Origin of the sequence: Rhodococcus sp. KB6, assembly GCF_001445685.1 — a bacterium.
Taxonomy (GTDB): Bacteria; Actinomycetota; Actinomycetes; order Mycobacteriales; family Mycobacteriaceae; genus Rhodococcus_F; species Rhodococcus_F qingshengii.
Genome location: NZ_LNAK01000134.1, coordinates 208837 through 235411, shown reverse-complemented (window position 1 = coordinate 235411; position 26575 = coordinate 208837). Strand labels below are relative to the sequence as shown.

General features: G+C 61.7%; 26 protein-coding genes. 18 read left to right on the top strand and 8 right to left on the bottom strand.

Annotation, left to right across the window (positions count from 1 at the left end; translation table 11 throughout):
• Positions 1 to 2 precede the first annotated feature (2 nt).
• Both map and ASU23_RS21045 read right to left on the bottom strand, forming a co-directional pair.
• Positions 3 to 860, bottom strand: coding sequence for a type I methionyl aminopeptidase (map, locus tag ASU23_RS21050; protein WP_007734970.1), 858 nt, complete (start codon positions 858 to 860; stop codon positions 3 to 5).
• 29 nt (positions 861 to 889) lie between these two features.
• Positions 890 to 1609, bottom strand: a complete 720-nt coding sequence (locus ASU23_RS21045) for a transglutaminase domain-containing protein (protein WP_058038644.1) — start codon at positions 1607 to 1609, stop codon at positions 890 to 892.
• Positions 1610 to 1662: 53 nt separating this feature from the next.
• Between ASU23_RS21045 and ASU23_RS21040 the strand changes: the two genes are divergently transcribed.
• The 4 genes from ASU23_RS21040 to ASU23_RS21025 all read left to right on the top strand — a co-directional run bounded on the left by ASU23_RS21040 (position 1663) and on the right by ASU23_RS21025 (position 4447).
• Positions 1663 to 2013 (top strand): multidrug efflux SMR transporter, encoded by a 351-nt coding sequence (locus ASU23_RS21040; protein WP_003942817.1) that lies wholly within the window; start codon positions 1663 to 1665, stop codon positions 2011 to 2013.
• Positions 2010 to 2336, top strand: a complete 327-nt coding sequence (locus ASU23_RS21035) for a multidrug efflux SMR transporter (RefSeq protein WP_003942819.1) — start codon at positions 2010 to 2012, stop codon at positions 2334 to 2336. The genes ASU23_RS21040 and ASU23_RS21035 overlap by 4 nt, the downstream gene beginning before the upstream one ends.
• Before the next feature lie 55 nt (positions 2337 to 2391).
• Positions 2392 to 3228 (top strand): AraC family transcriptional regulator, encoded by an 837-nt coding sequence (locus ASU23_RS21030; RefSeq protein WP_058038643.1) that lies wholly within the window; start codon positions 2392 to 2394, stop codon positions 3226 to 3228.
• A gap of 142 nt (positions 3229 to 3370) precedes the next feature.
• Positions 3371 to 4447, top strand: a complete 1077-nt coding sequence (locus ASU23_RS21025; protein ID WP_223304443.1) for an iron-siderophore ABC transporter substrate-binding protein — start codon at positions 3371 to 3373, stop codon at positions 4445 to 4447.
• A 17-nt stretch (positions 4448 to 4464) separates the two neighbouring features.
• On the opposite strand, the gene ASU23_RS34940 is transcribed toward ASU23_RS21025, so the two are convergent.
• Positions 4465 to 4791, bottom strand: a complete 327-nt coding sequence (locus ASU23_RS34940) for a GNAT family N-acetyltransferase (RefSeq protein ID WP_232330026.1) — start codon at positions 4789 to 4791, stop codon at positions 4465 to 4467.
• A 430-nt stretch (positions 4792 to 5221) separates the two neighbouring features.
• Here ASU23_RS34940 and ASU23_RS21015 point away from each other — a divergent pair, with 430 nt between their 5' ends.
• Both ASU23_RS21015 and ASU23_RS21010 read left to right on the top strand, forming a co-directional pair.
• Complete coding sequence (locus ASU23_RS21015) at positions 5222 to 5620, top strand: hypothetical protein (protein WP_007734954.1); 399 nt, start codon at positions 5222 to 5224, stop codon at positions 5618 to 5620.
• 75 nt (positions 5621 to 5695) lie between these two features.
• Complete coding sequence (locus tag ASU23_RS21010) at positions 5696 to 7141, top strand: hypothetical protein (protein WP_050656479.1); 1446 nt, start codon at positions 5696 to 5698, stop codon at positions 7139 to 7141.
• On the opposite strand, the gene ASU23_RS21005 is transcribed toward ASU23_RS21010, so the two are convergent.
• Both ASU23_RS21005 and ASU23_RS34935 read right to left on the bottom strand, forming a co-directional pair.
• The gene (locus ASU23_RS21005; protein ID WP_003942794.1) at positions 7119 to 7496 is read right to left on the bottom strand and encodes an SHOCT domain-containing protein; all 378 of its coding nucleotides are present in this window, start codon (positions 7494 to 7496) and stop codon (positions 7119 to 7121) included. The genes ASU23_RS21010 and ASU23_RS21005 overlap by 23 nt on opposite strands.
• Positions 7497 to 7629: 133 nt before the next feature.
• Positions 7630 to 7881 (bottom strand): three-helix bundle dimerization domain-containing protein, encoded by a 252-nt coding sequence (locus ASU23_RS34935; protein WP_007734945.1) that lies wholly within the window; start codon positions 7879 to 7881, stop codon positions 7630 to 7632.
• Between the two features lie 191 nt (positions 7882 to 8072).
• Here ASU23_RS34935 and ppk2 point away from each other — a divergent pair, with 191 nt between their 5' ends.
• The 4 genes from ppk2 to ASU23_RS20980 are packed head-to-tail and all read left to right on the top strand — an operon-like array spanning position 8073 to position 14398.
• The gene (gene ppk2, locus ASU23_RS20995) at positions 8073 to 8903 is read left to right on the top strand and encodes a polyphosphate kinase 2 (protein WP_228402274.1); all 831 of its coding nucleotides are present in this window, start codon (positions 8073 to 8075) and stop codon (positions 8901 to 8903) included.
• A 27-nt stretch (positions 8904 to 8930) separates the two neighbouring features.
• Positions 8931 to 11672, top strand: coding sequence for a cation-translocating P-type ATPase (locus ASU23_RS20990; protein ID WP_058038642.1), 2742 nt, complete (start codon positions 8931 to 8933; stop codon positions 11670 to 11672).
• A gap of 17 nt (positions 11673 to 11689) precedes the next feature.
• Positions 11690 to 13384 carry a SulP family inorganic anion transporter gene (locus tag ASU23_RS20985; protein WP_058038641.1) on the top strand — a complete coding sequence of 565 codons (1695 nt, stop codon included), beginning with the start codon at positions 11690 to 11692 and terminating at the stop codon, positions 13382 to 13384.
• Positions 13385 to 13432: 48 nt separating this feature from the next.
• Positions 13433 to 14398, top strand: a complete 966-nt coding sequence (locus ASU23_RS20980; protein ID WP_054187746.1) for an endonuclease/exonuclease/phosphatase family protein — start codon at positions 13433 to 13435, stop codon at positions 14396 to 14398.
• Positions 14399 to 14434: 36 nt separating this feature from the next.
• On the opposite strand, the gene ASU23_RS20975 is transcribed toward ASU23_RS20980, so the two are convergent.
• Entirely contained in the window at positions 14435 to 15433 is a 999-nt protein-coding gene (locus ASU23_RS20975; RefSeq protein WP_228402203.1) for an Lrp/AsnC family transcriptional regulator, read from the bottom strand.
• Positions 15434 to 15647: 214 nt separating this feature from the next.
• Here ASU23_RS20975 and ASU23_RS20970 point away from each other — a divergent pair, with 214 nt between their 5' ends.
• The 7 genes from ASU23_RS20970 to ASU23_RS20940 all read left to right on the top strand — a co-directional run bounded on the left by ASU23_RS20970 (position 15648) and on the right by ASU23_RS20940 (position 23970).
• Positions 15648 to 16913, top strand: coding sequence for a DUF3100 domain-containing protein (locus ASU23_RS20970; protein WP_253741423.1), 1266 nt, complete (start codon positions 15648 to 15650; stop codon positions 16911 to 16913).
• A 52-nt stretch (positions 16914 to 16965) separates the two neighbouring features.
• On the top strand, positions 16966 to 18180 hold the full coding sequence (locus tag ASU23_RS20965) for an amidohydrolase (RefSeq protein ID WP_058038639.1): 1215 nt from the start codon (positions 16966 to 16968) through the stop codon (positions 18178 to 18180).
• Positions 18177 to 19535 carry an L-serine ammonia-lyase gene (locus ASU23_RS20960; protein ID WP_058038638.1) on the top strand — a complete coding sequence of 453 codons (1359 nt, stop codon included), beginning with the start codon at positions 18177 to 18179 and terminating at the stop codon, positions 19533 to 19535. Before ASU23_RS20965 ends, ASU23_RS20960 begins: the two co-directional genes overlap by 4 nt.
• Positions 19536 to 19662: 127 nt before the next feature.
• The gene (locus ASU23_RS20955; protein ID WP_253741421.1) at positions 19663 to 20568 is read left to right on the top strand and encodes a hypothetical protein; all 906 of its coding nucleotides are present in this window, start codon (positions 19663 to 19665) and stop codon (positions 20566 to 20568) included.
• Between the two features lie 126 nt (positions 20569 to 20694).
• Positions 20695 to 21840 carry a serine hydrolase gene (locus tag ASU23_RS20950; protein ID WP_047271320.1) on the top strand — a complete coding sequence of 382 codons (1146 nt, stop codon included), beginning with the start codon at positions 20695 to 20697 and terminating at the stop codon, positions 21838 to 21840.
• A 306-nt stretch (positions 21841 to 22146) separates the two neighbouring features.
• Positions 22147 to 22833 carry a TetR/AcrR family transcriptional regulator C-terminal domain-containing protein gene (locus ASU23_RS20945; protein ID WP_030535648.1) on the top strand — a complete coding sequence of 229 codons (687 nt, stop codon included), beginning with the start codon at positions 22147 to 22149 and terminating at the stop codon, positions 22831 to 22833.
• A gap of 9 nt (positions 22834 to 22842) precedes the next feature.
• Positions 22843 to 23970, top strand: coding sequence for an NAD(P)/FAD-dependent oxidoreductase (locus ASU23_RS20940; protein WP_058038636.1), 1128 nt, complete (start codon positions 22843 to 22845; stop codon positions 23968 to 23970).
• A 20-nt stretch (positions 23971 to 23990) separates the two neighbouring features.
• Here the strand turns inward: ASU23_RS20940 and ASU23_RS20935 are convergent, their stop codons facing one another.
• Positions 23991 to 24587, bottom strand: a complete 597-nt coding sequence (locus ASU23_RS20935; RefSeq protein ID WP_165638306.1) for a methyltransferase domain-containing protein — start codon at positions 24585 to 24587, stop codon at positions 23991 to 23993.
• Positions 24588 to 24592: 5 nt separating this feature from the next.
• Complete coding sequence (locus ASU23_RS20930) at positions 24593 to 25336, bottom strand: GntR family transcriptional regulator (protein WP_007734901.1); 744 nt, start codon at positions 25334 to 25336, stop codon at positions 24593 to 24595.
• A gap of 96 nt (positions 25337 to 25432) precedes the next feature.
• Between ASU23_RS20930 and ASU23_RS20925 the strand changes: the two genes are divergently transcribed.
• Positions 25433 to 26560: a TIGR03364 family FAD-dependent oxidoreductase gene (locus tag ASU23_RS20925; RefSeq protein ID WP_007734899.1), complete on the top strand. Its 1128-nt coding sequence runs from the start codon at positions 25433 to 25435 to the stop codon at positions 26558 to 26560.
• Positions 26561 to 26575 lie beyond the last annotated feature (15 nt).

Genomic DNA, 26575 nt, shown 5'->3' with positions numbered 1-26575 from the left:
ACTCAAGGCAGGGTGAGAATCTCTGCACCGGTCTCGGTGACCACCAAGGTGTGCTCGAACTGCGCCGTCCACTTACGGTCCTTGGTGACGACGGTCCAACCGTCCTCCCAGATCTCGTAGTCGATACCACCGAGGTTGATCATCGGTTCGATCGTGAAGACCATGCCCGGTTCGATGATCGTCTCGACCGCGGGCTCGTCGTAGTGCAGGATCACGAGGCCGTTGTGGAAGGTCTCGCCGATTCCGTGTCCGGTGAAGTCCCGGACGACGCCGTACCCGAACCGATGGGCGTAGGACTCGATGACACGTCCGATCACGTTGAGCGCGCGGCCGGGCTTGACGGCTTTGATGGCCCGCATCGTTGCCTCGTGTGTGCGCTCGACGAGCAAGCGGTTCTCTTCGGACACGTCACCGGCGAGGAATGTCGCATTGGTGTCGCCGTGTACCCCGTTGATGTACGCGGTGACGTCGATATTGACGATGTCGCCGTCCTGGATCACAGTCGAGTCGGGGATTCCGTGGCAGATCACCTCGTTGAGAGACGTGCAGCACGACTTGGGAAAGCTCTTGTAGCCCAACGTCGACGGGTATGCACCGTGGTCGAGCATGAACTCGTGTGCGATGCGGTCGAGTTCGTCGGTCGTGACACCGGGAGCGACAGCCTTGCCGGCTTCCTGCAGCGCGCCTGCAGCGATCTTGCTGGCGATGCGCATCGCCTCGATCGTTTCCGGCGTCTGAACCCAGGGCTCGTTGCCCTCTTTGGCGGTCGGCTTCCACGCGTACTCGGGCCGCTCGATCTTCGAGGGCACAGCGAGGACGGGAGAGACGGTTCCAGGGACCAATGGGGTACGCACAGACATGCAGAACAGCCTAGACCTCGCGTCGCGCGTCAGCCGGATGCACTCCAGTTCCGGAAAACCGGGTCGACGAGAATTCTGACGGGGGTCGACATCGTCTGTCCGAATTCCTCGAAGAGCACGTCGCGAGATTCGAAGGTGCCCAGATCGCGGTCGACGAATTCGGAGAAGTCCAAGCAATCACACGAAACAGACTTGCCCCAACTGATCGGAGCGCGTCCGATCGCGTCGAACAGTGTCTCCTTGCCGGTATTCGTGAACGGTTCGAGCGCTGAGACCACCGCAGGTGAAACGATCTCGGAGATGTCCTGCCAGCGTCCGTCGACCAGAAATTCCGGCCACGCCAGCAGCACTGACTTCGGAATCACCGCATGTAGACGCCGAAATCTCGGGTACCAGAATTCCCCGCGTAGTACGAGACCGCGTACTCGGGTGGCGATACCTCGGCGGCGAGCCAACGCTTCGACGACAGCCAGTCTCTGACTGCAGGATCCGCGCTCTCGACTCAATGTCACCGAGACGGGTTGCCGGTCGTCGAGGCCGTACACCGGCCGAATATTTGCAGCGACGCTGCGATGCGCCGACACCAGGAACTCCTGCGCCGACTGGATCGCACCTTCTGCAATGTCCTCGTAGAGGCGGGCCACGTCGTCGTGGCCCCAGTCGAGGATCGGAGTTGCGGCCACATCGCCACCCGACGCGTCGTGGCGGATGTCACCTTTGCGGATTCCACCGAGCAGTACGCACGTCATGTCTCAACCGTAGTGCGCGACCGGAATCGGTGGAGCCTGACAGAATCCCAACCGTGAAGAAATGGCTGTTGTTGATCACCGCGATCCTCACCGAGGTGTCTGCGACGCTGTCGTTGCGCGCCGCCCTCGATCACCCGGCTTGGTACATCGTGGTCGTCGGCGGATATCTCGCAGCATTCACCGCCTTGTCGTTCGTCCTGCGGGAGGGCATGGGACTCGGTGTTGCATACGGAATCTGGGGCGCAACCGGAGTTGTCCTGACCGCAGTATTCGCAACGGCCCTTTTCGGAGATCCTCTGACGGCCACCATGGGCGTCGGGATTGCACTGGTCATCGGCGGAGTGCTGTGCGTCGAACTCGGCTCTCAGGCTGCCGCCGACAGCGGGCCGGCGGACCCAGCATGACCTTCGTATTTCTGATCGCTGCAATTATTTCCGAGGTCACCGCGACGTTGTCACTACGGATGGCGTCGCAGGACGGCAGCGACAAACGATGGCTCGCGGTTGTCACCGTGGGGTATCTCGCCGCTTTCGCCTTCCTGACCCTCGCGCTCGACGCGGGCCTCACCATCGGCGTCGCCTACGGAATCTGGACCGCATGTGGAGTGGCGTTGACGGCAATCGCATCCCGCATTCTCTTTCGCGAACCGCTGACCAGGCTCATGATGGTCGGGATCGGCCTCATCGCGGCAGGCGTGCTTCTCATCGAACTCGGTGCGAGTCACTGATCGCTGCACACATCAGTGTAAGGTTTACCTAACTTTGCTCTGGAGGTAGTCCACGGTGCTGATCCCTGCCCTTCGTGAAATCGCCGACGGTCCACAGCTGGACGACGATTCCCACTTACGGGAATCCGACCGCCACACTCCGATGGCGCGCGCCGTCCCGGCGCCGTTCCAACTCACGACGTACATCGTCGAGACCGACCACATCACCCGGTGGCCAGAGCACGCTCACATCGAGCACGAACTGATCTGGTCCGACCGCGGTGTCGTCAACATGATCATCGACAATCAACTCTGGACCGTCACGCCCGGCGTCGGCCTGTGGATCCCCCGCGGGGTCCTGCACGAAGGTCAGGCAAATCCCCACGTCGCATTCCGCGCCACGCTCTTCACCCCCGAGCTGTGGACTCCCGCCTGGAACGAACCGTGCATCGTGACACTGAGTGAGGCAGCCCGGGCACTGCTGATACACCTCGCCCACACCGGAATGCCTGCAGAACAACGCCTTCGGGCTCAGCAGGTTTGTGTCGATCTCCTCACCCCGGCATCGGCACCTCACTTCGACGTACCGATCCCCCGAGATCCGCGGCTACGGATGCTCGTCGACAAAGTGCTGTCGGATCCCGCCGACGATCGATCACTCGATCAGTGGGCTCACGTTCTCAATCTCAGCCGACGTACGGTCACCCGGATTTTTGCCGCGGAACTCGCCTTGAGCTTTGCGCAGTGGCGCACTCTGGTTCGTATGAGCACGGCCCTCGGCATGCTCGGGACCGGAATGAGTGTGAACGCCGTCAGCCGCCGTGTCGGTTACGGGACGTCGAGTTCCTTCATCGCCGCTTTTCGCAAGACGGTCGGCTACACCCCCGGCAATGCGCTCGCCGCTGTCAACTGACTCGAGCCTGACCTGTTGTCGACATCGGCTGGCCCCTTCGCTACACGCACGCGCCCTACATTCACTTAGGTAAGCCTGCTCTCATGCGCGTACTGCGCTGAGTCGTGCAAGCACTTCCCTGATCAATCCCGAGGAGTTTCGCGTGTTCAGATCTGCCCGTCAGAGAATTCGTCCCCAGCGGAGGCGACGAATCGTTGTTGCGCTCATGCTGGCGGCGGCACTGCCTCTGACCGCCTGCACACAGTCGTCATCGGACGCCCAGGAAAACAATTCATCGGCATCCGCCGTCGAGGACGGCGCCTATCCCGTGACGATCAAGCACGCTTTCGGCGGGACCACCATCGACAAGGAGCCGACACGGATCCTCACCCTCGATTCCGCAGCGGCAGACACGGTCATCGCCCTGGGTGTCACTCCGATCGCGATGCAGAAGGACTCTTGGGCCGGCGACGCCGACGGGTTCCTGCCGTGGACCCGCGCCGAACTCGAAAAGTCGGGCCAGACGCTGCCCACGCCTGCGCCGTACTACTCCGACAGCGGCGAGCTACTGTTCGAGCAGATTCTCAATGCCGCGCCTGATCTGATTCTTGCCCCGTACTCGGGCTTCTCCGAGCAGGATTACCAGCGCCTGAGCTCGATCGCCCCGACCCTCCCGTACGACACCAAGCCGTATCAGCCCAGCTCGTGGCAAAACCTCGCCACCGATGTCGGCAAGGCACTCGGGCGTCCCGCTCAAACCGCGGCGCTGATCAAGTCGGTTGAGGAATCGGTCCAGGAATCGAAGGCGAGTCATCCCGAATTCAACGGAGTCACTTTCGCCTTCGGTTCCTACATCCGTGAAGGAGAAACCGAAACCGCCATCTACGGTCCGGACGATCCGCGCGTCAAGTTTGTCGAAAACCTCGGGCTCACAGTCGCTCCCGACGTGGTGAACGGCGCCAAGAACTTTGCCGGCGACTCGTTCCTTTTCGGCATCAGTATGGAAAAGCTCGACACGATCGACACCGACGTGTATCTCGGTTGGGCAAGCGATCAGTCGGAAGTCGACAGCACATTGGCCAACACTCTGTTCTCGCGGTGGCCGGTCATCGCCAACGGCAAGGACCTGTGGATCACCGACAATCGCCTGACTGCAGCGACAATGTACGTCAGCCTTCTGAGTGTTCCGTGGGCGACCGACGAACTCGTGCCACAGTTGACCGAACTGGTCGCAAAATAGCAGCCCGCTCGGTCTGATCAAGCAACTGAGGGCCACTCACCGCGAAGTGTCGCGAAAACCACGGTGTCGGTCCACTCGTTCTTGATCCACGCGTTCTGCCGAAAATGTCCCTCTCGCCTCATACCGATCCGCTGCGCGAGTCGCGCCGAGGATTCGTTTCTCGAATCCATTCGCGCGACCACGCGGCGCAATCGGGGTGTCGCGAACGCGAGGTCGATCAGAGCGGTCACTGCTTCCGTCGCGAATCCTCGGCCGCCGAACTCGGGCGAAAATGCCCACCCGAGTTCGGCGGTGTGCTCGACTTCGGCTGTGCAATCAGATTCTTCGACTCGCCAAGCACTCACGCTTCCGACAACCCGGCCCCCCGTACTCGACAACAAGTGCCACCGCGCCCGATGCCAGGTCGCGGCGAGACATTCTGGTCTGCACGGCCTCTCGAGCCTCCGCGAGACTCCAGGGTTCGTTGAGCAAATATCGGCATACGTCGCTGCGCCCGTAGAAGGTGAGAAGATCCCGGTGATCGCCTGGGCGGTAGGTACGGAGCACCAGCCGGTCCGTCCGGATCACACCCGGTGCAGGCCTCATCGCCACACCTACGTCCGCCATATCCATGCCGTCACGGTAGGTTCTTTCGAATTCGTAGGCGAATGAATATCGCAATGCTGTGCAGCGCTCAATGTTTGATTTGCCCTCCGACGGGCTACTTCACCACCGTAAAAGGTCGGGACAGGGAAATATGCCAGGCTATTTCGCGCTTGAAATCTAGGGGCGGTCATGTCCGAGGATTCACTGGTAAAGCAGGGTGTGGCAAAAGGAAGCGCGCTGGGCGGAGCCGTTCTCCTCATCACAGTCGGCGTGCTCGAAATCCTCCAAGGCATCTCGGCGATATCGGAGGACGACGTGACAGTCGTCGGCCCGGAATACACGTACCAATTCGACCTCACTTCGTGGGGATGGATCCACCTCGTACTCGGTGTGCTCGTCACCGCTGTCGGAATCATGCTCTTCACCGGCGCGACGTGGGCACGGGTAGGCGCGATAGTCATCTGTTCTCTGTCGATCCTCGCGAATTTCCTGTGGCTACCCCACTCGCCGTGGTGGTCGATCATCATCATCGCGCTCGACGTATTCGTCATCTGGGCCGTCGCGACCTGGAATCCCGAGGTCATCTGAGGTCACCCGCCGAATCATCTTCGCAGTTCAGCATTTCAACTGTGCGCCAGTAGTTTCCGTCCCGGGAGGACCATCATGGCAAACGGCACGAGCGACGGACCACTCCAGGAGGACGAACGTGCCGAACTAGCCCGGTTGCGCGAAGAGGTAGCAACACTTCGCGAGCAGACTCCCAGCGCCCGCGAAACGACCGTCGAGAAAGTCTCCCGACCACCTCGACATGGGCTGCGGTGGACCGCGGTGACAATCCTGCTGGTGCTGGTCGCACTGCTCGCAGTCTTGTCGGTAACCACCCGCTTCGTACGTAGTCAGATCCTCGACACGGACCGCTACGTCAGCACGGTAGCGCCACTGGGTGAGAATCCAGCCGTGCAAGCGGAGATCACGAATCAAGTCACGGACGAGATCTTCGATCGCGTCGACGTCGAAGGGCTCACCACCGAGGCACTCACAGCATTGACGGACGTGTCGAATCTCGAAGCCAACGCCCCTCGCGTGGACCAGGCGTTGGTGGGTTTGGCACCGGTGATCGCCGGCCAGGCGAAGAGTTTCGTCCACGACACAGTGGCCTCGCTCGTTCGGACGCAGCAGTTCGAAGACCTTTGGATTCAGGCGAACCGAGCGGCGCACAACTCCCTCGTCGCCGTCATGACCGGAAACTACGGACCCGACTCGGTCGAGGTCGACCAGAGCGGAACGGTCAGCATTTCACTGAGCACGATCATCGACCGCGTGAAAACGGCGCTGACCGACCGCGGCTTCGCTTTCGCAGACAAAATCCCGTCCGTGGACAAGGAGTTTGTTCTCTTCCAGTCCCCCGAGCTGGTGAAGGCGCAGCGAGCCGTCTCGGCACTCGACAAGGTCTCGGCGGTGCTGCCGTGGTTGGGAATCGCTTGCGCAGCAGCCGCTGTCGCCGTTGCGCCAACCGGTCGCAGGCTTCGTACGCTGTCCCTGGTCGGTCTGTCGATTGCGTTGGGAATGCTTGTTCTTGCGATCGGAATTCTGATCGGACGTGCAATCTACCTCGACAGTGTCCCTACCGATATCCTCTCGCCAGACGCCGCCACCGCTGTCATCGACACAGTTCTGGTTCCGCTTCGGACGAGCCTTCGCGCGGTTGCGCTCCTCGGTGTGGTGGTGGGGCTCGGCGCCTACCTGATCGGTGGGTCGTCGTCGGCGATCGCCGTTCGTCGAGGCTACGGGCAGGCGTTGGACTTCGTCCGGCATTCTGCAAGCGGCCGAACGCCGAATCAGGTGGAGCGGTGGGCCAATCAGCTTCGTGTCCCACTGCGCTGTGCCATCATCGGCATCGCCGCCCTGTTGCTGCTCTTCTGGCGCTACCCCACCGGATTGGTCGTTGGTTGGATCGTCGTCATTGCGCTCGTTGCTCTCGTCGCACTGGAAGTATTGGTTCGTCCCGCACGCGCCGCCGCGCAGGACGCCGGGCCTGACGACGGCGGAACCGACGACGCCAGGCCCGGGGCAGAAGATACGAAAACTACGCCAGCGCCTTTGCCTTGATGGCCTGGAATTCCTCTTCGTTGATCGCGCCTGAGTCGAGAAGCTCTCTGGCGTCGGCGATCTGCTGAGTCGGCGATTTCCCGGCGACCTTTCGAATGTAATCACTCTGCGCGTGTATGTGCTGTTGAGCGGCTTCCATCGACCGCCTCGTCATTCCGTCATTCTTGACGACCACGTAGATCATCGCGGACAGGAATGGAATGACGAAGAGGAATATCATCCACAACGCCTTGGCCCAGCCCGAAGTCTCGTGATCACGGAACAAGTCGGTGATGATCGAGAACAACACGCTCAAGTACGCCACAAAGGCAAAGCAGACGAAGATGAACCAGAAGAATTCCCAGAAGCCTTCCATGTCAACGCTCCCTGTACTCGGTTTTACACATCAGGAGTTCGGGAGGCTGACGTTCCGCGCCTGAGCTCCTGCATTCGGCCAGAACTCCCTGGTCCAAGGTCATTTCAGTATGCGCCGACGATCCCCGTTCCGGCTACAGCTCGAGAGAGTTCAGACTCGCCGACCGCTCATCCATTATCGGAATCACGATTCTCCGATCCGAGATCTCTTGTCTGGCCGCTTTTTCGACCAGAAGAGGCACGAAGTCGCGGATCCGACATCCCGCAAAACGCTGGTGAATTGTTCGCACTCTGTTTTCGATCTCCGGTGGAGGAACGGCGGGATAGCGGGAAATCAGGCGAGTGATCACCCGCTCGACGTGGAGCAACTCTTCGTCGCCAGTCATCCATTAATGGTCGTCCGTCCAGCCGAGCACGTCAAGACTCGGAAAGGGTTCGAAAACAACACGATTCGGGTCTCGATTGCGAAGAGAATAGGTTCACCGAATATGGGGCATACACATAAGGGCGGACGGTTCCCCGCGCGCTCGCGTTGCGCTCATGATGCCAGGGAGTGGAAGTGGGAAAGAACGCTCGGATTCTTCACGACGACACCCCGTCGACCCTTACCGACGACGCGCCGCCCGTGGCAGAAAAGCCGATGAAGAACAAGGTGTACCGCCGCAAACTCAAGCCGTTGCACGGCGAACTCGTGGCTTTGCAGGAGTGGGTCAAATCGTCTGGAGCCAAGGTCTGCATCGTATTCGAAGGTCGAGATACCGCGGGGAAGGGCGGTGTCATCAAAGCCATCACCGAGCGAGTGAGTCCGCGAGTGTTCCGGGTCGTTGCGTTACCCGCCCCGACCGAGCGAGAGCATTCGCAGATGTATGTCCAGCGCTACGTCCCGCATCTTCCGGCTGCCGGTGAGATCGTCATCTTCGACCGAAGTTGGTACAACCGTGCCGGTGTAGAACGAGTAATGGGCTTTTGCACCGAAGAACAAGCACATCAATTTCTCCAGCTCATTCCGACCGTCGAACGCGCGATCGTCGAATCGGGAGTCATTCTGCTCAAGTACTGGCTCGAGGTCAGCGAAGAACAGCAGCTCTTACGTCTGCAGAGCCGGATCGACGACCCTCGAAAGATCTGGAAGCTGTCGAATCTCGATCTGAAGTCGTTCAGTCATTGGTACGACTACTCGCGTGCCCGCGACGAGATGTTTCGCTTCACCGACACCGGCTGGGCGCCATGGTATGTCGCAAACAACAATGACAAGAAACGCGGACGACTCAACATCATCAGCCACATTCTGAGTCAGATCCCCTACGAGCCCGTGCAATCCACGGACATCACCCTGCCGAAACGGCAGAAGGCTCACGGCTACCAGACGCCCAAACAACCGCTGCACTGGATTCCGACCCGGTATTGACGATCGCCAAGGAAAGGATGTGCGGTCATGAGCCCCACGCCGTGGCATGCGCAGAGTGGCGAATCAGTCGTGTCCGTACTGCAGTCGGACCCGGAGCGCGGACTGCAGTCGGATGAGGCCGACCAACGGCGACGACGCTACGGGTCGAACGAAATCACCTCGACGCCACCGCCGTCGACGTGGTCGATCGCGCTGTTGCAGCTGAAAGATCCGATGAACTTGATGCTCGTCGCCGTGGCCGCGGTCAGCATCGCCATCGGTGAAGTGCCGACAGCAATCGTGGTGGCGGTGCTCGTCGTGCTCAACATCGTCCTCGGAACTCGACAGGAGTTGAAGGCACGGGCCAGCGTCGACGCCCTCGCCAAGATGCAGACGCCCCAAGCACGGGTCATTCGTGACGGGAACCTGATACAACTCGACGCTACCGAACTGGTGCCGGGTGACATCGTCCAAGTCGAGGCAGGAGACATCATCGCTGCCGACGGACGGTTGCTCGCCACCACCACCCTGGAGACGCAGGAAGCCGCATTGACCGGGGAAAGCGCGCCGATACCGAAGGACCCGAATACGCTGAACAACGCGGATATTCCGCTCGGAGACCGCAGCAATCTGGTCTTCCAGAACACCTCGGTCACCCGCGGCACGGCGACCATGGTGGTCACCGAGACCGGGATGCAGACGCAGATAGGCCAGATCGCGTCGATGTTGTCGGCGGTCGCCCCTGGCAAGTCGCCACTTCAACGTGAATTGGACTCTCTCACCAAACTTCTCGGAATCATCGCGTGGACGGCAGTGATCGTCATCGTCGTCATCGGGCTCCTTCGTGGGCAGGACCTGACTACGCTTCTGCTCCTTGGTATCGCAATGGGAGTGTCCGCGATTCCGACCGGCCTGCCAACATTCGTCCAGGCGATGCTGGCCTACGGTGCCCGTCAACTGGCCGACGCCAAGGCCGTCGTGAAGAACCTGACCGACGTCGAAACACTCGGCGCGACCAGTGCAATCAACTCGGACAAGACCGGCACGCTGACCATGAACCAGATGACCGTCCGATCGCTGTACGTCCACGGCCGTTGGTACACGGTCGACGGCGAAGGCTACGCCAAAGCGGGAAGGATCACGCAGGTTGCCGGCGAGGCACCACCCGACTTCACCCTTCTCGCATACGGACTGTGTCTCGACAGCGATGCAACGGTTTCCGATTCCGGGGAAGTTGTCGGCGACCCGACCGAGGCCGCGCTCGTGGTGCTCGCGGCAAAGATCGGTGCCGACGCCCCACTCACCAGACGGACCTACCCGCGGGTGGCGACGGTTCCGTTCGATTCCGCGTACAAGTTCATGGCCACGTACCACCACCTCGAAGTCGACGGCGTAAGTCAGTTCGTCGGATTGGTCAAAGGCGGACCCGATGTCGTCCTCGCTCGGTGTTCTTCGGCCATTCTCCCCGGCCGTCGGCAGGTCCCGATCGAGGAAGTCCGAGACGAACTCACGGCAGCAAATCAGTCCATGTCCGAAAAGGGTCTTCGGGTGCTGGCATTCGCGGTCAGACGCCTCGACGGACGGGAAGACGCTGTCGTGGCCGACCCCATGTCCTTTGTCGAGGACCTGACGTTTGTCGGTATGGCAGGCATCATCGACCCGCTGCGTCCGGAGGCGGTCGATTCGGTGCGAACCGCACACCGGGCCGGCATCGAGGTCCGCATGATCACCGGCGACCATGCCATCACCGCCGCAGCGATCGGTGCCGAACTCGGACTCGGCCCGGGCTCGGTGGGCGGCGGCGAGTTGCAAGCGATGACCGATGAAGAACTGTCGACCGCGTTGCCGAACCTGCACGTGTTCGGCCGCGTCACTCCGCAGGACAAACTTCGCTTGGTCGATGTCATGCAGAGCGGTGGCGCCGTCGTCGCGATGACCGGAGACGCGGTCAACGACGCCGCCGCGTTGAAGAAGGCAGACATCGGCGTCGCCATGGGCTCGGGCAGTGAGGTGACCAAACAGGCGGGCAAGATGGTGCTCACCGACGACAACTTCGGCACCCTCATCACCGCGATTACTTTGGGCCGCAACATCTACGGAAAAATCGTCTCGTACATCCGCTACCAGATGTCGAAACTCTTCTCCTTGGTTCTCCTCTTCCTCGCTGCGAGCATCTTCAACATCAACGAGGGTGTGGCACTGACGCCACTGATGGTGCTGTTCCAGCACTTCTTCATCACACTGTTCCCCGTCGCCGTGATCATGCTCGACCCGCCGCCACCCGATCTGATGAACAAGCCTCCGCGCGATCCCAAGATGCCGATCGCACATCGAAGCGCAGTCGCTCAGTGGCTCGCGTACGGTGTCCTGCAATTTGCCGTGACACTCGCGGCGATGCTTCTCGCACCCGGTGAAATGAGTACTTCCGAGGCGAATGTTCCCATGACCACAGCATTCGTAGTGCTCTCTCTCGGTTCGATTCTCGCGGGGCTGACTATGCGGCGTGATCCCGAGTCCGGCGTGGTTCCACCGGTTCTCGGTGCCATCAAGATCTTGACGATCCCCACGGTCGTGACCGTATTCGCCGTCGAGGCGGGCGTCCTCCAGGACCTCCTCATGACAACCTCACTGACCGGCGCCCAGTGGCTCGCCTGCCTGGGTTGGTCGCTGATCATCCCGGTTGTCGTCGAGTTGGACAAGGCAATTCGACGCCGCCGCCTCGCACAGGCACCTGCGCCCCTCCCTGCGACCACCGCGGTTGCCCCCGAGCGCGCCCGTTCGCTCCACTGAGGGAGGACAATCAAACGATGATGTGGGCGGAGAGTCTAGGTCGGCTACCGGGCGTCGCGACTGCCCGTGGGTATCGCCGCGAGTGGTTGCGAACAGACGTCACTGCCGGACTCGTCTTGACTGCCCTGCTCATCCCGGCAGGCATGGGCTACGCCGAGGCCGCCGGGTTGCCTGCGTACGCCGGGCTGTACGCCACCATCGTGCCTTTGCTCGCCTACGCGGTAGTCGGGCCCTCGAAAATCCTTGTACTCGGACCTGATTCGTCACTGGCGCCGCTGATTGCCGCCGCGGTCATACCGCTGGCAGTGGTCGGCGATTCGGAGAATGCGCTTGCACTAGCCGGTGTTCTCGCCATTCTTGTCGGACTCATCCTCGTGATCGGCGGATTCCTTCGTCTCGGCTTCGTGACCGAACTCCTCTCGAAACCGATCCGCCTCGGCTACCTCAACGCCATTGCACTCGTCGTCGTAGTTGGTCAGATTCCCAAGCTGCTCGGATTCTCCGTCGACGCGTCCGGTCTACTCGGTGAAATCGGCGGAATCTCAAAGGCCCTGGTGGGTGGCGACGTCGACCCCCTCGCTGCCGCCATCGGTGTCGGTTCGCTAGTCGTCATAGTCGCCTTCCGGCTCTGGGTACCTGTTGTTCCCGGCGTTCTGGTGGCCGTTGTCGCGGCCATAGTCTTGTCCGCTGCCGCCGGTCTCACCGATGACATCGGCATGGTCGGCGCACTGCCGGAAGGACTCCCCCTCCCTTCCGTCGGTGGAGTCACCTGGCAGGACGTCGGCCATCTGATCGGGCCCGCCGCCGGTATCGCATTGATTGCCTTCGCCGACACCGGCGTTCTCTCGCGCACCTTCGCCGCCCGCCACGGCGAGGACGTGAACGGCAGTACCGAAATGAAGGCGATCGGTGTCGCGAACGTGGCCGGCGGGCTGTTCGGCGGGTTTCCGATCTCGGCGAGCGGGTCACGAACTCCGGTAGCCGAACAGAGTGGGGCGCACACACAATTGGCCGGCGTCGTCGGGGCGCTCGCGGTCCTGGTGTTCGTCCTCGTCGCTCCCGGACTCACGGCATATCTGCCCGATGCAACACTGGCCGCCGTCGTCATCGTCGCCGCGTGTGCACTGATCGACGTGGGCGGCATGGTCCGCATGTGGCGCATGAGCACCGTGGAATTCGGCCTCGCCGTCGCGGCGTTTCTGGGCGTCGCCCTGGTCGGTGTGCTACAAGGCATCCTTGTTGCGATCGGACTGTCCTTCGCAGCGGTCATCGCGCAGGTATGGCAGCCACATCGAACCGAACTCGTCGAGACGGGCGAACCCACCGGATTCCACGACATCGAACGCCATCCAGATGGGCATCGCATCCCCGGCCTGGTGTTGGTGAGGTTTGACGCGCCACTGTTTTTCGCGAACGGCGAGATCTTCGACGAGTACGTTCGCTCCGTCGTCGCCAAGGCGCCAGATCCGGTCGACTGGGTGGTTATAGCCGCCGAACCGATCACCGGACTCGACACAACGGCAGTCGACGAACTCGTCGATCTGGATACATTCCTCGAAGGCAAAGGAATTCGGTTGGCATTCGCAGAGATGAAAGGTCCGATCAAGGATCGACTCATCCGATTCGGAGTCGGGGATCGATTCGATTCGACGCACTTCTACCCGACCGTCGAAGCCGCCGTGAACGCATTCCGCACCCGAACCGGCGACTGACAAACGCCAGGCAGTCGGGAGCCGTGGCTGCATTGGGTACCGTTTGGTATGGGATTCACGACGGACAATGTTCCGGCACGCCGTATCGCTCAGGTCGCCGGCGTGGGCGGTATCGCCGTCGGCGTTGTCTCGCTGATCGCGTTGTACTCCACCAAGCCGATCAACCCGTTGATCGCCGTGGCCTCCTTCGTCCCGATACTGCTTGCGGTCACACTCGCAGCGTCCCTGATATGCCTGGTCTTTCGCCGCTGGATCCTGCTGGCGATCTCGGTGGTACTGATTGCGGTGGGCGCGTCGGTGATCAGTCCACTGTATGTGGCAAACAGTTCCGAAATCGACGGGCCGACTCTGCGCGTAATGCAAGCAAACCTTCTCTTCGGGCAGGCAGATCCCGCCAGTTTGACTGCGACGGTGCGCGAGAAGGCAGTCGACGTCCTGACGGTTCAGGAACTGACCACATCACTCGAAGGCTCTCTCAGAGATCAAGGACTCGAGCAACTGCTGCCGCATCACTACTTGGTACCGGACGAGGCCGGCGGGGGTGGCGCCGGTATTTACAGCCGTTATCCGCTGACGGACACTCGGGAATTGAACGGATTCGGACCGACCAATCTTGTTGCCGAAGTGGGCTTCTCGACTCCGTTCACCCTTCTGGCGGTTCACCCCGGACCGGCGTACGTGACCCCGCCCGACGTGTGGACTGCCGAGCTGAGCACTTTGCGAAACGCGCTCGACGCTGCTGCCGCCGAGGAAACCGTCATCGTCAGTGGCGACTTCAACACCACATTCACGCACAAGCAATTCCGTGACCTCCTCGATGTCGGCTACTCCGATGCCGCAGACCAATTGGGAGTAGGCATCGTGCGCACCTATCCGGCGGACAAGAAATTTCCCGCGATCGTCGGCATCGACCATGTACTTCTGCGGGGCGGACAGGCGAAGTCACTCGAGCGGATCGACATCGAAGGTTCCGATCACTTCGGCTTGATCGTCGACGTGGCGATCCCCAACTAGTCGGAGAGCACCCGACCCGAGCGAACGAGTTGCGGATCACCCGTGCTTCGGCATGCTTCGACCCGACACATCGATCGTCCGATGCAGGTGATGCGGCGTACGCAGGACGATCGACCGGTCCACCACGGATACGCCCGGAAACTGCTCGGCGAGATAACCTTCCAGACGCTGCACGTCGTCGATCGAGCGCAGCCACACCGCCAATGCGATGTCGTAGCTGCCGATCGTAGAAGCAACAAGCCTCGCCTCACGCAGGTGCGAAAGGCGCTGAGCAATTGCCTCCTTTCGCCCGTCGAGACGTAAGAAGTACCAGGCGTAGACCGGCCAGCCGGAGTAGGGCCGAGCAATCTCCGTGCGGACGACCAGTCGCCCCGTCGACAGCTCGTGAGAAAGGAGCGCCCCAGCGCGAGCCGGCGTGACTCCGAGGGCCGCAGCGAGTGCCGAGACGGTGACACGTGGTTCGCGAGAAAGAATGTCGAACAGCTGCGACTGTTCCTCTTCGCCGGCGCGTACACCACGAATCTTTCCCGCCGGGGCCGACTCGAGCGCGGCAATTTCTTCCGCATCGAGAGCACGTAGACGCCAGTTCCTCGCGTCGGAGTTCGCCGAGGACACGATCTGAGTTCGCATCGCGGTGATCATCGGCAGGGATTGTGTTCGCTCCAACACGTACCTGGACAATTGATCGAGGTCAGTGCAGGTGAGCGTGACGAGCAGATCCCGATTGCCGGTTGTGAGATCGACTGTGAGAACTTCGGGATCGTGCGCGATCTGTTCGGCAACGCTCATGGTCTGTGCCGGTGCGCATTCGATCTCGAGAAGTGCGGTCGCCGACACGATGGGTCCACCACGGTACGCAGCGATCCACGCTATTCCTTGCGAGTGCAGACGCTCCCAACGCCTGGTCAGGGTGACCGGGTCGGAACCGATCGCGCGTGAAAGCTCGGACCACGACGCTCGCGGCCTGATCTGCAGTGCGTTCAACAGCCGAAGATCGTCGTCCTTGAGCATCTGATCCTGCACCGAGGACCTCACTTTCAAAAGAATGCTGCACCGAAACAGGATCGAAACGCGTCGATCCTAACTTCATCACATCAATAGTCCACCAAATCCTGAGCCTCGAGAACCCTTACTTCTTGCGTTCGTTCGCCCCCTCGAGAAAGACACCGACATGACCGAAGCATTCCCTGTCTCGCATGACGATTCCCCAGTCAGCGATCAAACCGCGACGCAAAAAGTCGTTTTTGCCATGCGGTCGCCACGCCTGTGGATCGTGGTGATTCTGCTCCTCGGGCTTGCGGCAGGCGCGCAACTGATCGGCCCCGCAGTGATTCCCGTCGGCGCTGCCGCCATCACGATCCTGCCCATGGTGTGGGGACTGATTGCCGGCGGTGTCGTCTCGAGCCAGAAGTGGAAACCACTCGGCCTCGACCTTCAGGCTGCGGCCTCGGCAATCATGGGCCTGGCTGTTCTCTTGCTTTGTGCAAGGTTGTCTTTCACCATCGGCCCGAACACCCAATTGTTGTTCGAGGCGGGCCCCGCACTGCTACTGCAGGAATTGGGGCACTTGTTCGGCACTATCGCTCTCGCACTCCCGCTGGCGGTACTCCTTCGGATGGGGCCGGCCACCGTCGGAGCAACCTTCTCCATCGACCGCGAGGGTTCCTTCGCGATGGTCAGCGAACGCTACGGCCCCGATTCCGACCAGTACCGTGGAGTCCTGTCGATGTACGTCTTCGGCACTCTGTTCGGTGCCGTGCTGATCAGCCTGATTGCGTCACTGGCTACATCCTTCAACATCTTCGACCCCCTCGCGTTGGCGATGGGTGCCGGCGTCGGATCCGGCTCGATGATGGCTGCCGCTGCCGCCAGCGTCGTTTCGGCGCACCCCGAGATGGCCGACCAGGTACTCGCCGTGGCGGCCACATCCAACATCATCACCGGCCTCCTCGGCGTGTATGTCGGCATGTATGTCGCACTCCCCCTTGCTGATCGAATCTACGGCGCACTCACCAAGCGCTCGAAGACGACCAGCGAACGGAAAGCCGACACTGCCCCACGAGCGGTTGCGCCGAGCGTCACCGTGCCGCTGACCACGATCGTTCCGATTCTGTTCGTCGGTGGGGTCATCGTCTCCTCGATCGCAGCGGGTGGCGTATCTCGATCGATCATCGTCGGTTACTTGATCCTCACCGGATTGTTGCTCCTGGGCGTCGGCGTGGCCCGCCTGACCCGCGGCAAGATCGCGGCGATGATCGCAATCATCACCATCGGCGCCTTGGCGACAACACCGTGGTCCCCCATCGGTGATTTCGTCTCGAGCACCGTCGGGACTGTCGACTTTCTCTCGATCTGCACCCTCACCTTGACTGTCGCAGGTCTCAGCCTCGGCAAGGACCTTCCCTTGCTCAAGACGATCGGCTGGAAGATCGTGCCCGTCGGAATCGTCGCGATCCTCGCCTCTTACCTACTTTCCGTGGTCGTCGCGGAGTTCGCGCTGGGCCTCTGGCACTAGAACTGCACCCGAAAACGCTGAGAACCAAAGATGTTGAAAGGAACCAATACCCATGTCCATCGCTGACACCCGCACCCGCACAGACTCGGTTTCGAGCACGATCGAGAAGTGGGCATCACGCCTCATCGACGTCAGCCACACCATCCATGCTCACCCAGAGTTGGCATTCGAAGAGCATCATGCGTCGGCCCTCTTGGCGGACGCCGCGCAGGAAGCCGGCTTCAGGGTTACTCGCGCCGCCTACGGCCTCGAGACGGCATTCGAAGCGGTGCGGGGCTCCGGCCCTTTCCGCGTCGTCGTCTGCGCCGAGTACGACGCCCTTCCCGACATCGGTCATGCGTGTGGACACAATGTCATCGCCGCTGCCGGACTGGGAGCAGCGGTCGCGCTCGGAGAGGTCGCGGAGGAACACGGCCTGGCCGTCGTCCTTCTCGGTACGCCGGCCGAAGAACATGGCGGCGGGAAAGTCTTGCTGCTCGAACGTGGCGCATGGGAGGGGGCGGCGATGTCGATCATGGTCCACGGCGCTGCAGGTGAAGACGTCAGCTGCACCGTCACCGGAACGCAGGCAGTCGACCGGTTCGACGTGACCTACACCGGAAGAGCCGCACACGCGGCCGCTGCGCCACACAAGGGCATCAACGCAGGCGACGCCGCCACGATCGCCTTGGTCGCCATCGGACTTCTCCGTCAACAACTTCCGTCCGACGTCAGGCTCAACGCCTATGTCGAGCACGGCGGCGAAGCAACAAACATCATTCCGGCCTCGGCGTTGGTGCGAGCGGAAGTTCGGGCCGCAGAACTCGACGTGCTGTTGGACGCCAAGCGTCGTATGCTCTCCTGCTTCGAGGGCGCAGCTGTGGCCAGCGACTGCTCCTGGTCGACCGAACGCGCCGAACCGCGCTACGAGGAGCTTGTTCAACATCGCGTGCTGGCGACGATCTGGGACGAGGAGATCGCGAGCCTGGGCCGCACCGCGGCCGCCCGAACTCCCCTGACCGGCGGCTCGACAGACATGGGCAACGTGTCGAAGGTGGTTCCCTCGATCCACCCGATGATCGCGTTACGCGGCGTTACCGGAGTTCCTCACACGATCGAGTTTGCCGCTGATGCCCGCTCCGCAGCGGGCGACGAAGCTGTTCTGCACGGAGCAATTGCAATGGCACGCACTGTGATCCGAGCCGCCACCGGGGACTCGCGCTCCAACCTCCTGACGATTGCGGCCCAGCGCGAGTCAGGAGCGACTACCGTCACGAGCGCCGAATGAGCACCACCGGCGTCTATGTTTCCGCGCTCGAATTCTTCTCCATCGGGATCGGGCCCTCCAGTTCACACACGGTCGGTCCGATGCGAGCCGCCCGCACTTTTGTCGGCGAGCTCTCCGACGCCGGCGTGACCGCGTCGGTCGACCGAATTCGCTGCAATCTGCACGGCTCTCTCGCCGCCACCGGAATAGGGCACTGCACTCCCGACGCGGTGATCGCGGGACTTCGTGGGTTGGATCCTGAAACGTGCGAGCCGAACGACGTTCACGGGCATTGGGCCGAGCTCTCGGACGGCGGATCGGTGAAGCTCGTCGGCGGCTCACTCGGGCACGTTGTGTTCACTCACGAGGACATGGTGTTCGAGCCGCTCGTTCGCCGTCACGGGCACCCCAACTCGATGACACTGACCGCCTTCAGCGGTCGCGAAATCGTCTGTACGAGTATATATCTGTCGATCGGTGGCGGATTCGTACTGCGTGCCGGAACGGAGACGCAAGCAAGCGCGCATTCGATCAACTCACGCTATCGAACCGCGAAAGAGCTACTGGCGGAATGCGGCTCCGGAACTATCGCCGAACTGGCACTGTCGGACGAAATCGCGATACACGGCCAGGATCGGGCATTCACCGGCATCGACGCGATCTGGTCCGCGATGCGCGACTGCATCGAACGCGGCACCCAGACCGAAGGTGTATTGCCCGGGCGTCTCGGAGTTCGCCGAAGAGCACGGTCTGCGAACATTCAACTGGAACAACGTAACTGCGCACCCTCCTCACGCGAGTGGCTGACCGTCTACGCCATGGCGGTCAACGAAGAAAATGCAGCAGGTGGCCGCGTGGTAACGGCTCCGACGAACGGTGCCGCAGGCATCGTGCCGACAGTGCTATACCACCACATACGTGCGGCGGGCGCCGGTGTTCACGACGTTCGAACCTTTCTCCTCACCGCAGCCGCAATCGGATCGATCATCAAGGCGAATGCCTCGATCTCGGGTGCGGAGGCGGGGTGCCAGGGTGAGGTCGGAGCTGCCTGCGCGATGGCGGCAGCCGGCTTGTGCGCTGTCATGGGCGGATCACCACGACAAATCGAGAATGCCGCTGAGATTGCCATGGAACACCATCTGGGGCTGACCTGCGATCCGGTTGGTGGCCTGGTCCAAATCCCCTGCATCGAACGAAATGCCGTAGCCGCCTCGACTGCAGTCACCGCAGCTCAGCTCGCATACCTCGGTGACGGGACGCATGTGGTGAGCCTCGATACCGTCATCGAAACCATGCGCCAAACCGGAAACGACATGTCCGTGCGTTACAAGGAAACCAGTGAAGGCGGGCTCGCCGTCAATGTCGTCGAGTGCTGAGGGGGGATGTCGACGGCAGCGGCGAGGGCGGGCGGACGCCGTCGCCGGAAATATCATCCTCTCGAACGATGAAGTCCGGTGTACCGATTTCTACACTCGGTGACATGACTTTGTGGACGGTGACCAGATGATCGCTCATCACGCTGGAGGAATCCCACTGCACAATTCTTCACGGCACAACACTGCGGGGCCGTCGCGCTCGACGCAGTCCTCCGGTCGCAAGATCGCCGCGTTGATCGCGTTGGTCGCCGGTTTCTCCGCTGCCTTCGTTCTCGCCCCGGGCATGCTGACGAGTAGGCCGGGTGATGGGTACGCAGACCAGGGAGAACTCGTCGAGACGGTCCGCGCCGCGTTCGTCGAATACTGGAGTTCCGGTGTCCAAGCCTTCTCGCCGAGCTTGGAGTCCGCTGTCGACTACTGGCTGCGGTACCACGTGGCCAAGGCCGTGATCGCGGTAATCCTGCTGACGGTTCTGCTCGCACTCGGCCGGATGCTCAAGGCGTCGTTCGTGAACGCCGGCCCTCTGACGGCTGGAAAGAAACTCGCATTCGTCTCGGCGGGAGGGCTGGTCACGCTCCTCGCGATGTTTTCCTCGGTACTCGTGATGGCAAATATCCAAGGTGTCGTTGCACCCTTCTCTTCGCTGATCTCGATGTTGCCCGTGGCCCAGGCGGATGGGGCACCTGGCGACACTGTCGGGCAGGTCCGCCAACAGCTCGCTCAGTCGACGGGCACCGGAAACCAGCAAAGCCCTGTCCTCGAACTGATGATCAGCGACTTCGCGCGGTATCACTTGGCCATGGCGGTGGTCGCGCTGATCGCGGCAGCAATATCACTGATCGTGACTGTGGTCGTGTGGGCACGCTTCGCGAGAACGGCGCGATCCGAGCGACGGACGAGATTCGTGTCGGGGTCGATCGGTCTTCTCGCTGCACTGTTCACGCTGGGATTGATCGTTGTCGGCGTAGCAAATATGGGCACCGCGGCAGACCCGGCACCCGCGCTGGCGGCGTTCTTCAACGGCGGACTCTGACCCAAGTCAAGGGTTCAGGCCAGGGTTCCGTAGTCCCCCGGTACCGGTTGAGGAGGTACCTGGGGACTGCGTCTGCCGTACCCGGGGTCGATGTGTGAGTGCCCTCGGGCAGGCAGAGTTCGACTCATGAAAACCGGAGCAAGACGCATCCTGCTTGTCGGCCTGTGCAGCGCCATGGTTGGAGCTGTAATCAGCTGCAGCACGGACAAATCCACAGACACATCCGACAAGATCATGGACTCGACCATCACCGACCAGCTCGATTCGATCGTCGACGCAGCGGTGAATTCGACCGGGATTCCCGGTGCGATGGTGGGCATTTGGGGGCCCGACGGCAACTACGTCAAGGTTGCAGGAGTCTCGGATACGGCAACCAAAGCGCCGATGGAAACCGACTTCTACCACCGGATCGGTAGCGTCACCAAAACATTTACCGTGACCGCCCTGCTGCAATTGGTCGACGAGGGAAAGATCGGTCTCGATGATCCGATCTCCAAGTACGTCGACGGCGTCATGGAAGGCGATGCGATCAGCCTGCGCCAGCTGGCGGGGATGCGCAGCGGCCTCGTGGCCTACACGACGTCCGAACAGTTTGTCATGGATGTTCTTTCCGACCCTCGCCGATCATTCACATCCGAAGAGCTCTTCGGATACGTCAAGGACCTCCCACTCCAAATTCGACCAGGAACCACTGTCGACTACTCGAATACCAACACCCTTCTGCTCGGCATGGTCATCGAGAAGGTCACCGGCTCAACACTGTCGGACGTCATCGACACCAAGATCACCACACCACTCGGAATGGAGCACACCAGCTTTCCCACCACCAACGCGTTCCCGAACCCCCACGCACAGGGATACACCAACCAAACACTCGACGAATCCGTGACCGCAGCAACGGACTGGAACCCGTCGTGGGGAGGCGCCGCGGGCGCAATGATCTCGTCGTTGGACGACATGCGCATCTGGGTTCCGGCCTTGGCCAAGGGCGATCTCCTCGCCGACGACACTCAGAAGCAGCGCCTGCACACCGAGCCCCTGGGCGAAGGGGACGACAACTCCGGGTACGGACTCGGATTGTTCAACAGCGGCGGCTGGATCGGTCACAACGGAAGCCTGCCCGGCTACAAAACAGTCTCGGTCTACCTGCCCGAGAAGGACACCACCCTGGTCGTCTTCATCAACACCGACATCGACGGAGAGACCGACCTGACCAGCGCTTTGATGGTGCCGATCACCAAGTTGATCAGCCCGGGCAACGTCTACGGCTGATCACCTCGGGTCCGATCGACAATTCGGACGAAAGTGACATCTCGGGTTTCGATCTGTCGATAGGCTCGACCGTCGACAGATCGAAACCCGAAAGAGGCACTCATGGGATCGTTGAACGACTGGCTTCTCGACAGCGACAGCCCGCTCGTGGGGATTGTGGGTGGCATCCTACTGACGATCGCAATGCTCTCCGGCGGTTCAGGCATGTAACCCACCGCTCCCGATATGGCTCCGCACAGCGGTGGACGTTCAGTGCGTGATCTAACGAACATGTTCGTTACGAACATGTTCGTGTACGGTGAAATCATGCCCACTCAGCCAACAAGTCCGTCGAGCCGTCGCAATCGTCCGGCCAAACCCGCTCTGACACGCGAGAGCATCGTCAGTACCGCGGTGGAAATCTTGCGGTCGGAGGGCTTGCAGAAATTGACGATGCGTCGACTCGCCCTCGAACTCGACACCGGGCCGGCATCGATGTACGTGTACGTGCGCAATACCGCCGAATTGCACGCCGCCGTTCTGGACACACTTCTCGGAGTGGTCGACCTCGCCGAAAATTCCTCCGGCACTTGGCAAGCTCGCCTTGAACGGGTGTTGACCTCGTACACGGCCGTGCTGTTCGATCATCCCGGTCTCGCCCAGTCGGCACTCGTTTCCCGACCCAGCGGAGTTCACTACGTACGCCTGCTCGAGCGCCTGCTGGCATTGCTCGACGAAGGCGAAGTCCCTCCAGGTCAAGCCGCGTGGGGCGTGGACTTGCTACTGCAGTACGCGACGTCCACTGCTGCCGAACACTCGGCGCCGAACAATTCCGCCGACGCGGATGCCCAATGGAGCGCGTTGACCGACGCAATCCAGAACGCAAACCCGCAGACGCACCCACTCGTCGCAAGACATGCAACAGCTCTACTTGCCGGTGAACCCTCGGCGCGCCTCTCCTGGGGATTCCGCACGCTCATCACGGGCATCGAGAACACCCCACTCACTTCTTAGGAACCCACCATGAACCAGTACCCCATCGCAATCATCGGCGCCGGCCTCGGCGGCCTCACCCTCGCCCGAGTCCTCCATCTCCGCGGAATCGATTCGGCGGTATTCGATCTCGAATCCGGACCGACAGCCAGAACTCAAGGCGGGATGCTCGACATCCACGAAGACTCGGGTCAGATCGCGCTTCGTGCCGCCGGCCTCTATGAGGAGTTCCGCGCCCTCGTTCATCAAGGCGGGGAAGAGACACGCGTCCTCGATCGAAATGCCGTCGTGCACCTGAGCGAGCAGGACACCGGAGACGGCGACCGCCCGGAAATCGACCGCGGCCAGCTCCGTGACCTACTGCTCAGCTCAATTCCGAAGGAAACAATCCACTGGGGAGCCAAGGTCCGCAGTGCTCATCCGTTGCCGGATGGTCGACACGAAGTTCACCTCGCGGATGGAACCCACTTCACCACCGATCTCCTGGTCGGCGCCGACGGTGCGTGGTCGAAAATCCGTCCATTGGTTTCAAACGACACTCCTGCGTACACCGGAATATCATTCGTGGAGTTCGACCTTCACGACGCCGACAACCAGCACGTGGATGCCGCTGAAACCGTCGGCGGCGGAATGATGTTCGCACTCAGTGCCGACAAGGGCTTCCTTGCCCACCGTGAGACCGACAACAGTCTGCACATCTATGCCGCCCTGCGAGTTCCCGAGAGCTGGGCAGCGAGTGTCGACTTCTCCGACGATCACATCGCGAAGAAGGTTCTGCTGGAACACTTCTCGGACTGGGACGAGTCACTGCGTTCACTGATCGTCGAAGCCGACAGCTCGCTGACCCCTCGCCCCATCCATGCCCTTCCCATCGGCCACAGTTGGAGCCGTACTCCCGGGGTCACTCTGCTCGGGGACGCGGCACACGTCATGTCGCCGTTTGCCGGAGAGGGTGCGAACCTGGCAATGCTCGACGGCGCGGAACTCGGCCAGGCGATCGCGTCGCACAGCAGCACGGAGGAAGGGCTAGCTGTCTACGAAGAGCGCCTATTCCCACGCAGCGCCGCGGAGGCACAACAGTCCGCTGATGGACTGGACATGTGCTTCGGCGAGAACGCACCCCAGGGGCTCGTGGACATGTTCACCTCACACGCGTGACCGGAGCCGTTGCCTGATTGTCAGTTCGCCCGTGCAATGACATGCAACCAATCGGCAGTGGGACCGACCACGGCGTCGATTGACAAAGTTTCCCACCCGCTTCTGCCGAGCACCTGACGAAGTTGGTCCTCCTGCCAAAATGTGAAGTGGCGCGGCAACCCCAATTTCGCTTTGCTCCAACTGGTTCCGTCGCCCCTCTTGACCGTGAACGCAAAAATTCCCTCTGCCCCGACTACACCTCGCGACTTTCTCGCGACGAATTCGAACTCGTCGCGTCGCAAATGAAGCAGGACTGCATTTGCCACCACGGCATCGTACGTTCCGTTGAACTGCCCAGTTCGCATGTCGAGAACCTCAGCTGTAAAACCCTCTGCCCTCATCATTTCCACGAAGGCGAGTGCGCCGTCAGTGCGCGCCACCGATACTCCGAGAGATTCGAGGTACTCGGCATCACGGCCGGGACCACTGCCGAGTTCCAGAATCGTCCCTCCGTCCACCAGCTTGGCGATCCGGGCGAGGTACCGGACCATCGCCTCCCCCATGACATACGGTCTAGCTGCATACAGATTCGCACCGGCCTCATAACTCGCGAGTGTGATGTCGCCTGCGTCGTCCACGGCCATCACTCCCGCAACGTCGTCAAGAAGGCAATGCGGTCGCCGCGGTAGAGCGAGCGAACCCGCTCGATCGGCACACCGTCCGGATCGACGGAGGTCCGGTGCAATAGAAGCATCGGCATCGAGGTGGTGGACTCGACGAGGGTTGCCTCCCGCGGTGAAGCGAGCACCGTCTCGATCCGTTCGGTTGCGGAGGCAAAGACCACGCCGATGGAACGGATAGCCGCGTACAGCGACGTCGTCGCATCGAAAGCGTCGAGCATCTCACCGAACCTGCTGTCCGGCAGGAACGTTGATTCGAGTCCGATCTTCTCTCCGTCGGCGAAGAGAACACGCTCGAGGTGAACGACGCTGTCACCTGGTTCGATACCCAATTCCGTGGCGAGACCGTCGTCGGCCGACATTCGTTCGAAGGTCACAACCTTACGACTGGGTACTCGCCCAGCGCTCAGAGCACCTTCGGTATAGGAACGAATCGATAGCGGCTGAACCAACTTCGGACTCGCGACGACAGTGCCCCGCCCCCGCCGCTCGATTCGCCCTTCGACAAGAAGATCACGAAGCGCTTGACGGACCGTCTCGCGAGCGACTGTGAACCGCGCCGCCAATTCCCGCTCGGACGGGACTGCGTCGCCCTCCTCGAGCCCACTGAGAATGGTCTCGATCTCGGTGCGCACCCGGTAGTACTTCAACTCCGGTTCGATCACGACGCTCGAGGTCCCCGGCCCGGTGGACGTCTGCTGATTCATGGCGCAAGCGTACAAGAATTCGGTCTATACCAATTGTTAACCTGGAGTTCGTCTCGATTCCCCCTATTGGTCTAGACCAAACGTCACTATCTCTACATGCGAATTTTGATTGTGGGCGGAGGGATCCTCGGAACGGCGCACGCCGACGAGGCAATCCGTCGGGGACACGACGTCATCCATCTCGAACGTGAGCCCGAAGCCCGCGGTGCCACGGTACGGAACTTCGGCCTCGTCTGGGTATCCGGGCGAGCCCCGCACGAACTCGAAGCTGCGCTGCGCTCGCGCGAACTGTGGGCAGACCTTGCCGCCCGTGTCCCCGGCGTCGGATACCGCCCAGCCGGCTCCATCACCCTCATGCGCACCGAGGAGGAGGTCGCGGTCGCGCAGGAAGCGTTCTCTCGGCCGGACGCCGACAACCGAGGGTTCGCGCTTCTGGATCCCGACGCCGTTCGCGTCGTCAACCCCGCGCTCCGGGGCAAGTTTCTCGGCGGACTGCACTGCACGCTGGACGCCGCTGTCGAGTCACGGCAAGCGCTCCCCGCCATCCGTTCTTACCTCGAATCCACCGGCCGTTACACCTTCCACGCCGGAACGGAAGCCCGCGAGATCACGACGACCACCTCCGGCGCACACATCCGCGACGACCACGGTCGCAGCTTCGACGCCGATCTCGTGATCGTCTGCCCCGGAGCAACACTCGGCGGATTGGCTCGCGATCTCGCCGGCGATCTCCCGTTGCGCCGTGTGCGCCTGCAGATGATGCAGAGCGCCCCACTCGGCGAAAAGCTCACCACCGCAATCGCTGACGGTGACAGCTTCCGCTACTACCCGGGTTTCGCCGGATCTGCCCTCGATCACCTCCGTACAGTACAGCCGCAGGAACCGACTGCCGAGGAGCACCGCATGCAACTCCTGTGCGTGCAGCGCTTGCACGGCGGGCTGACCATCGGCGATACCCACGAATACGAAGAACCCTTCGACTTCGATGTCGACGAGGCGCCCTATCGCCATCTGTCCGGAGTCGTGGAAACACTTCTGGGACGCGATCTTCCGCCAATCGTCAAGCGTTGGGCGGGCGTCTACAGCCAGTGCATCGACCCCTCACAACTTGTTCACCGCGCACAAGCTGCCGACAACGTCTGGGTGGTTGCCGGCCCCGGTGGCCGCGGTATGACGCTCGGCCCGGCACTGGCGGAACAAACCGCCGACCAGCTCGGTCTCTGAATCTCTCCGACAAGA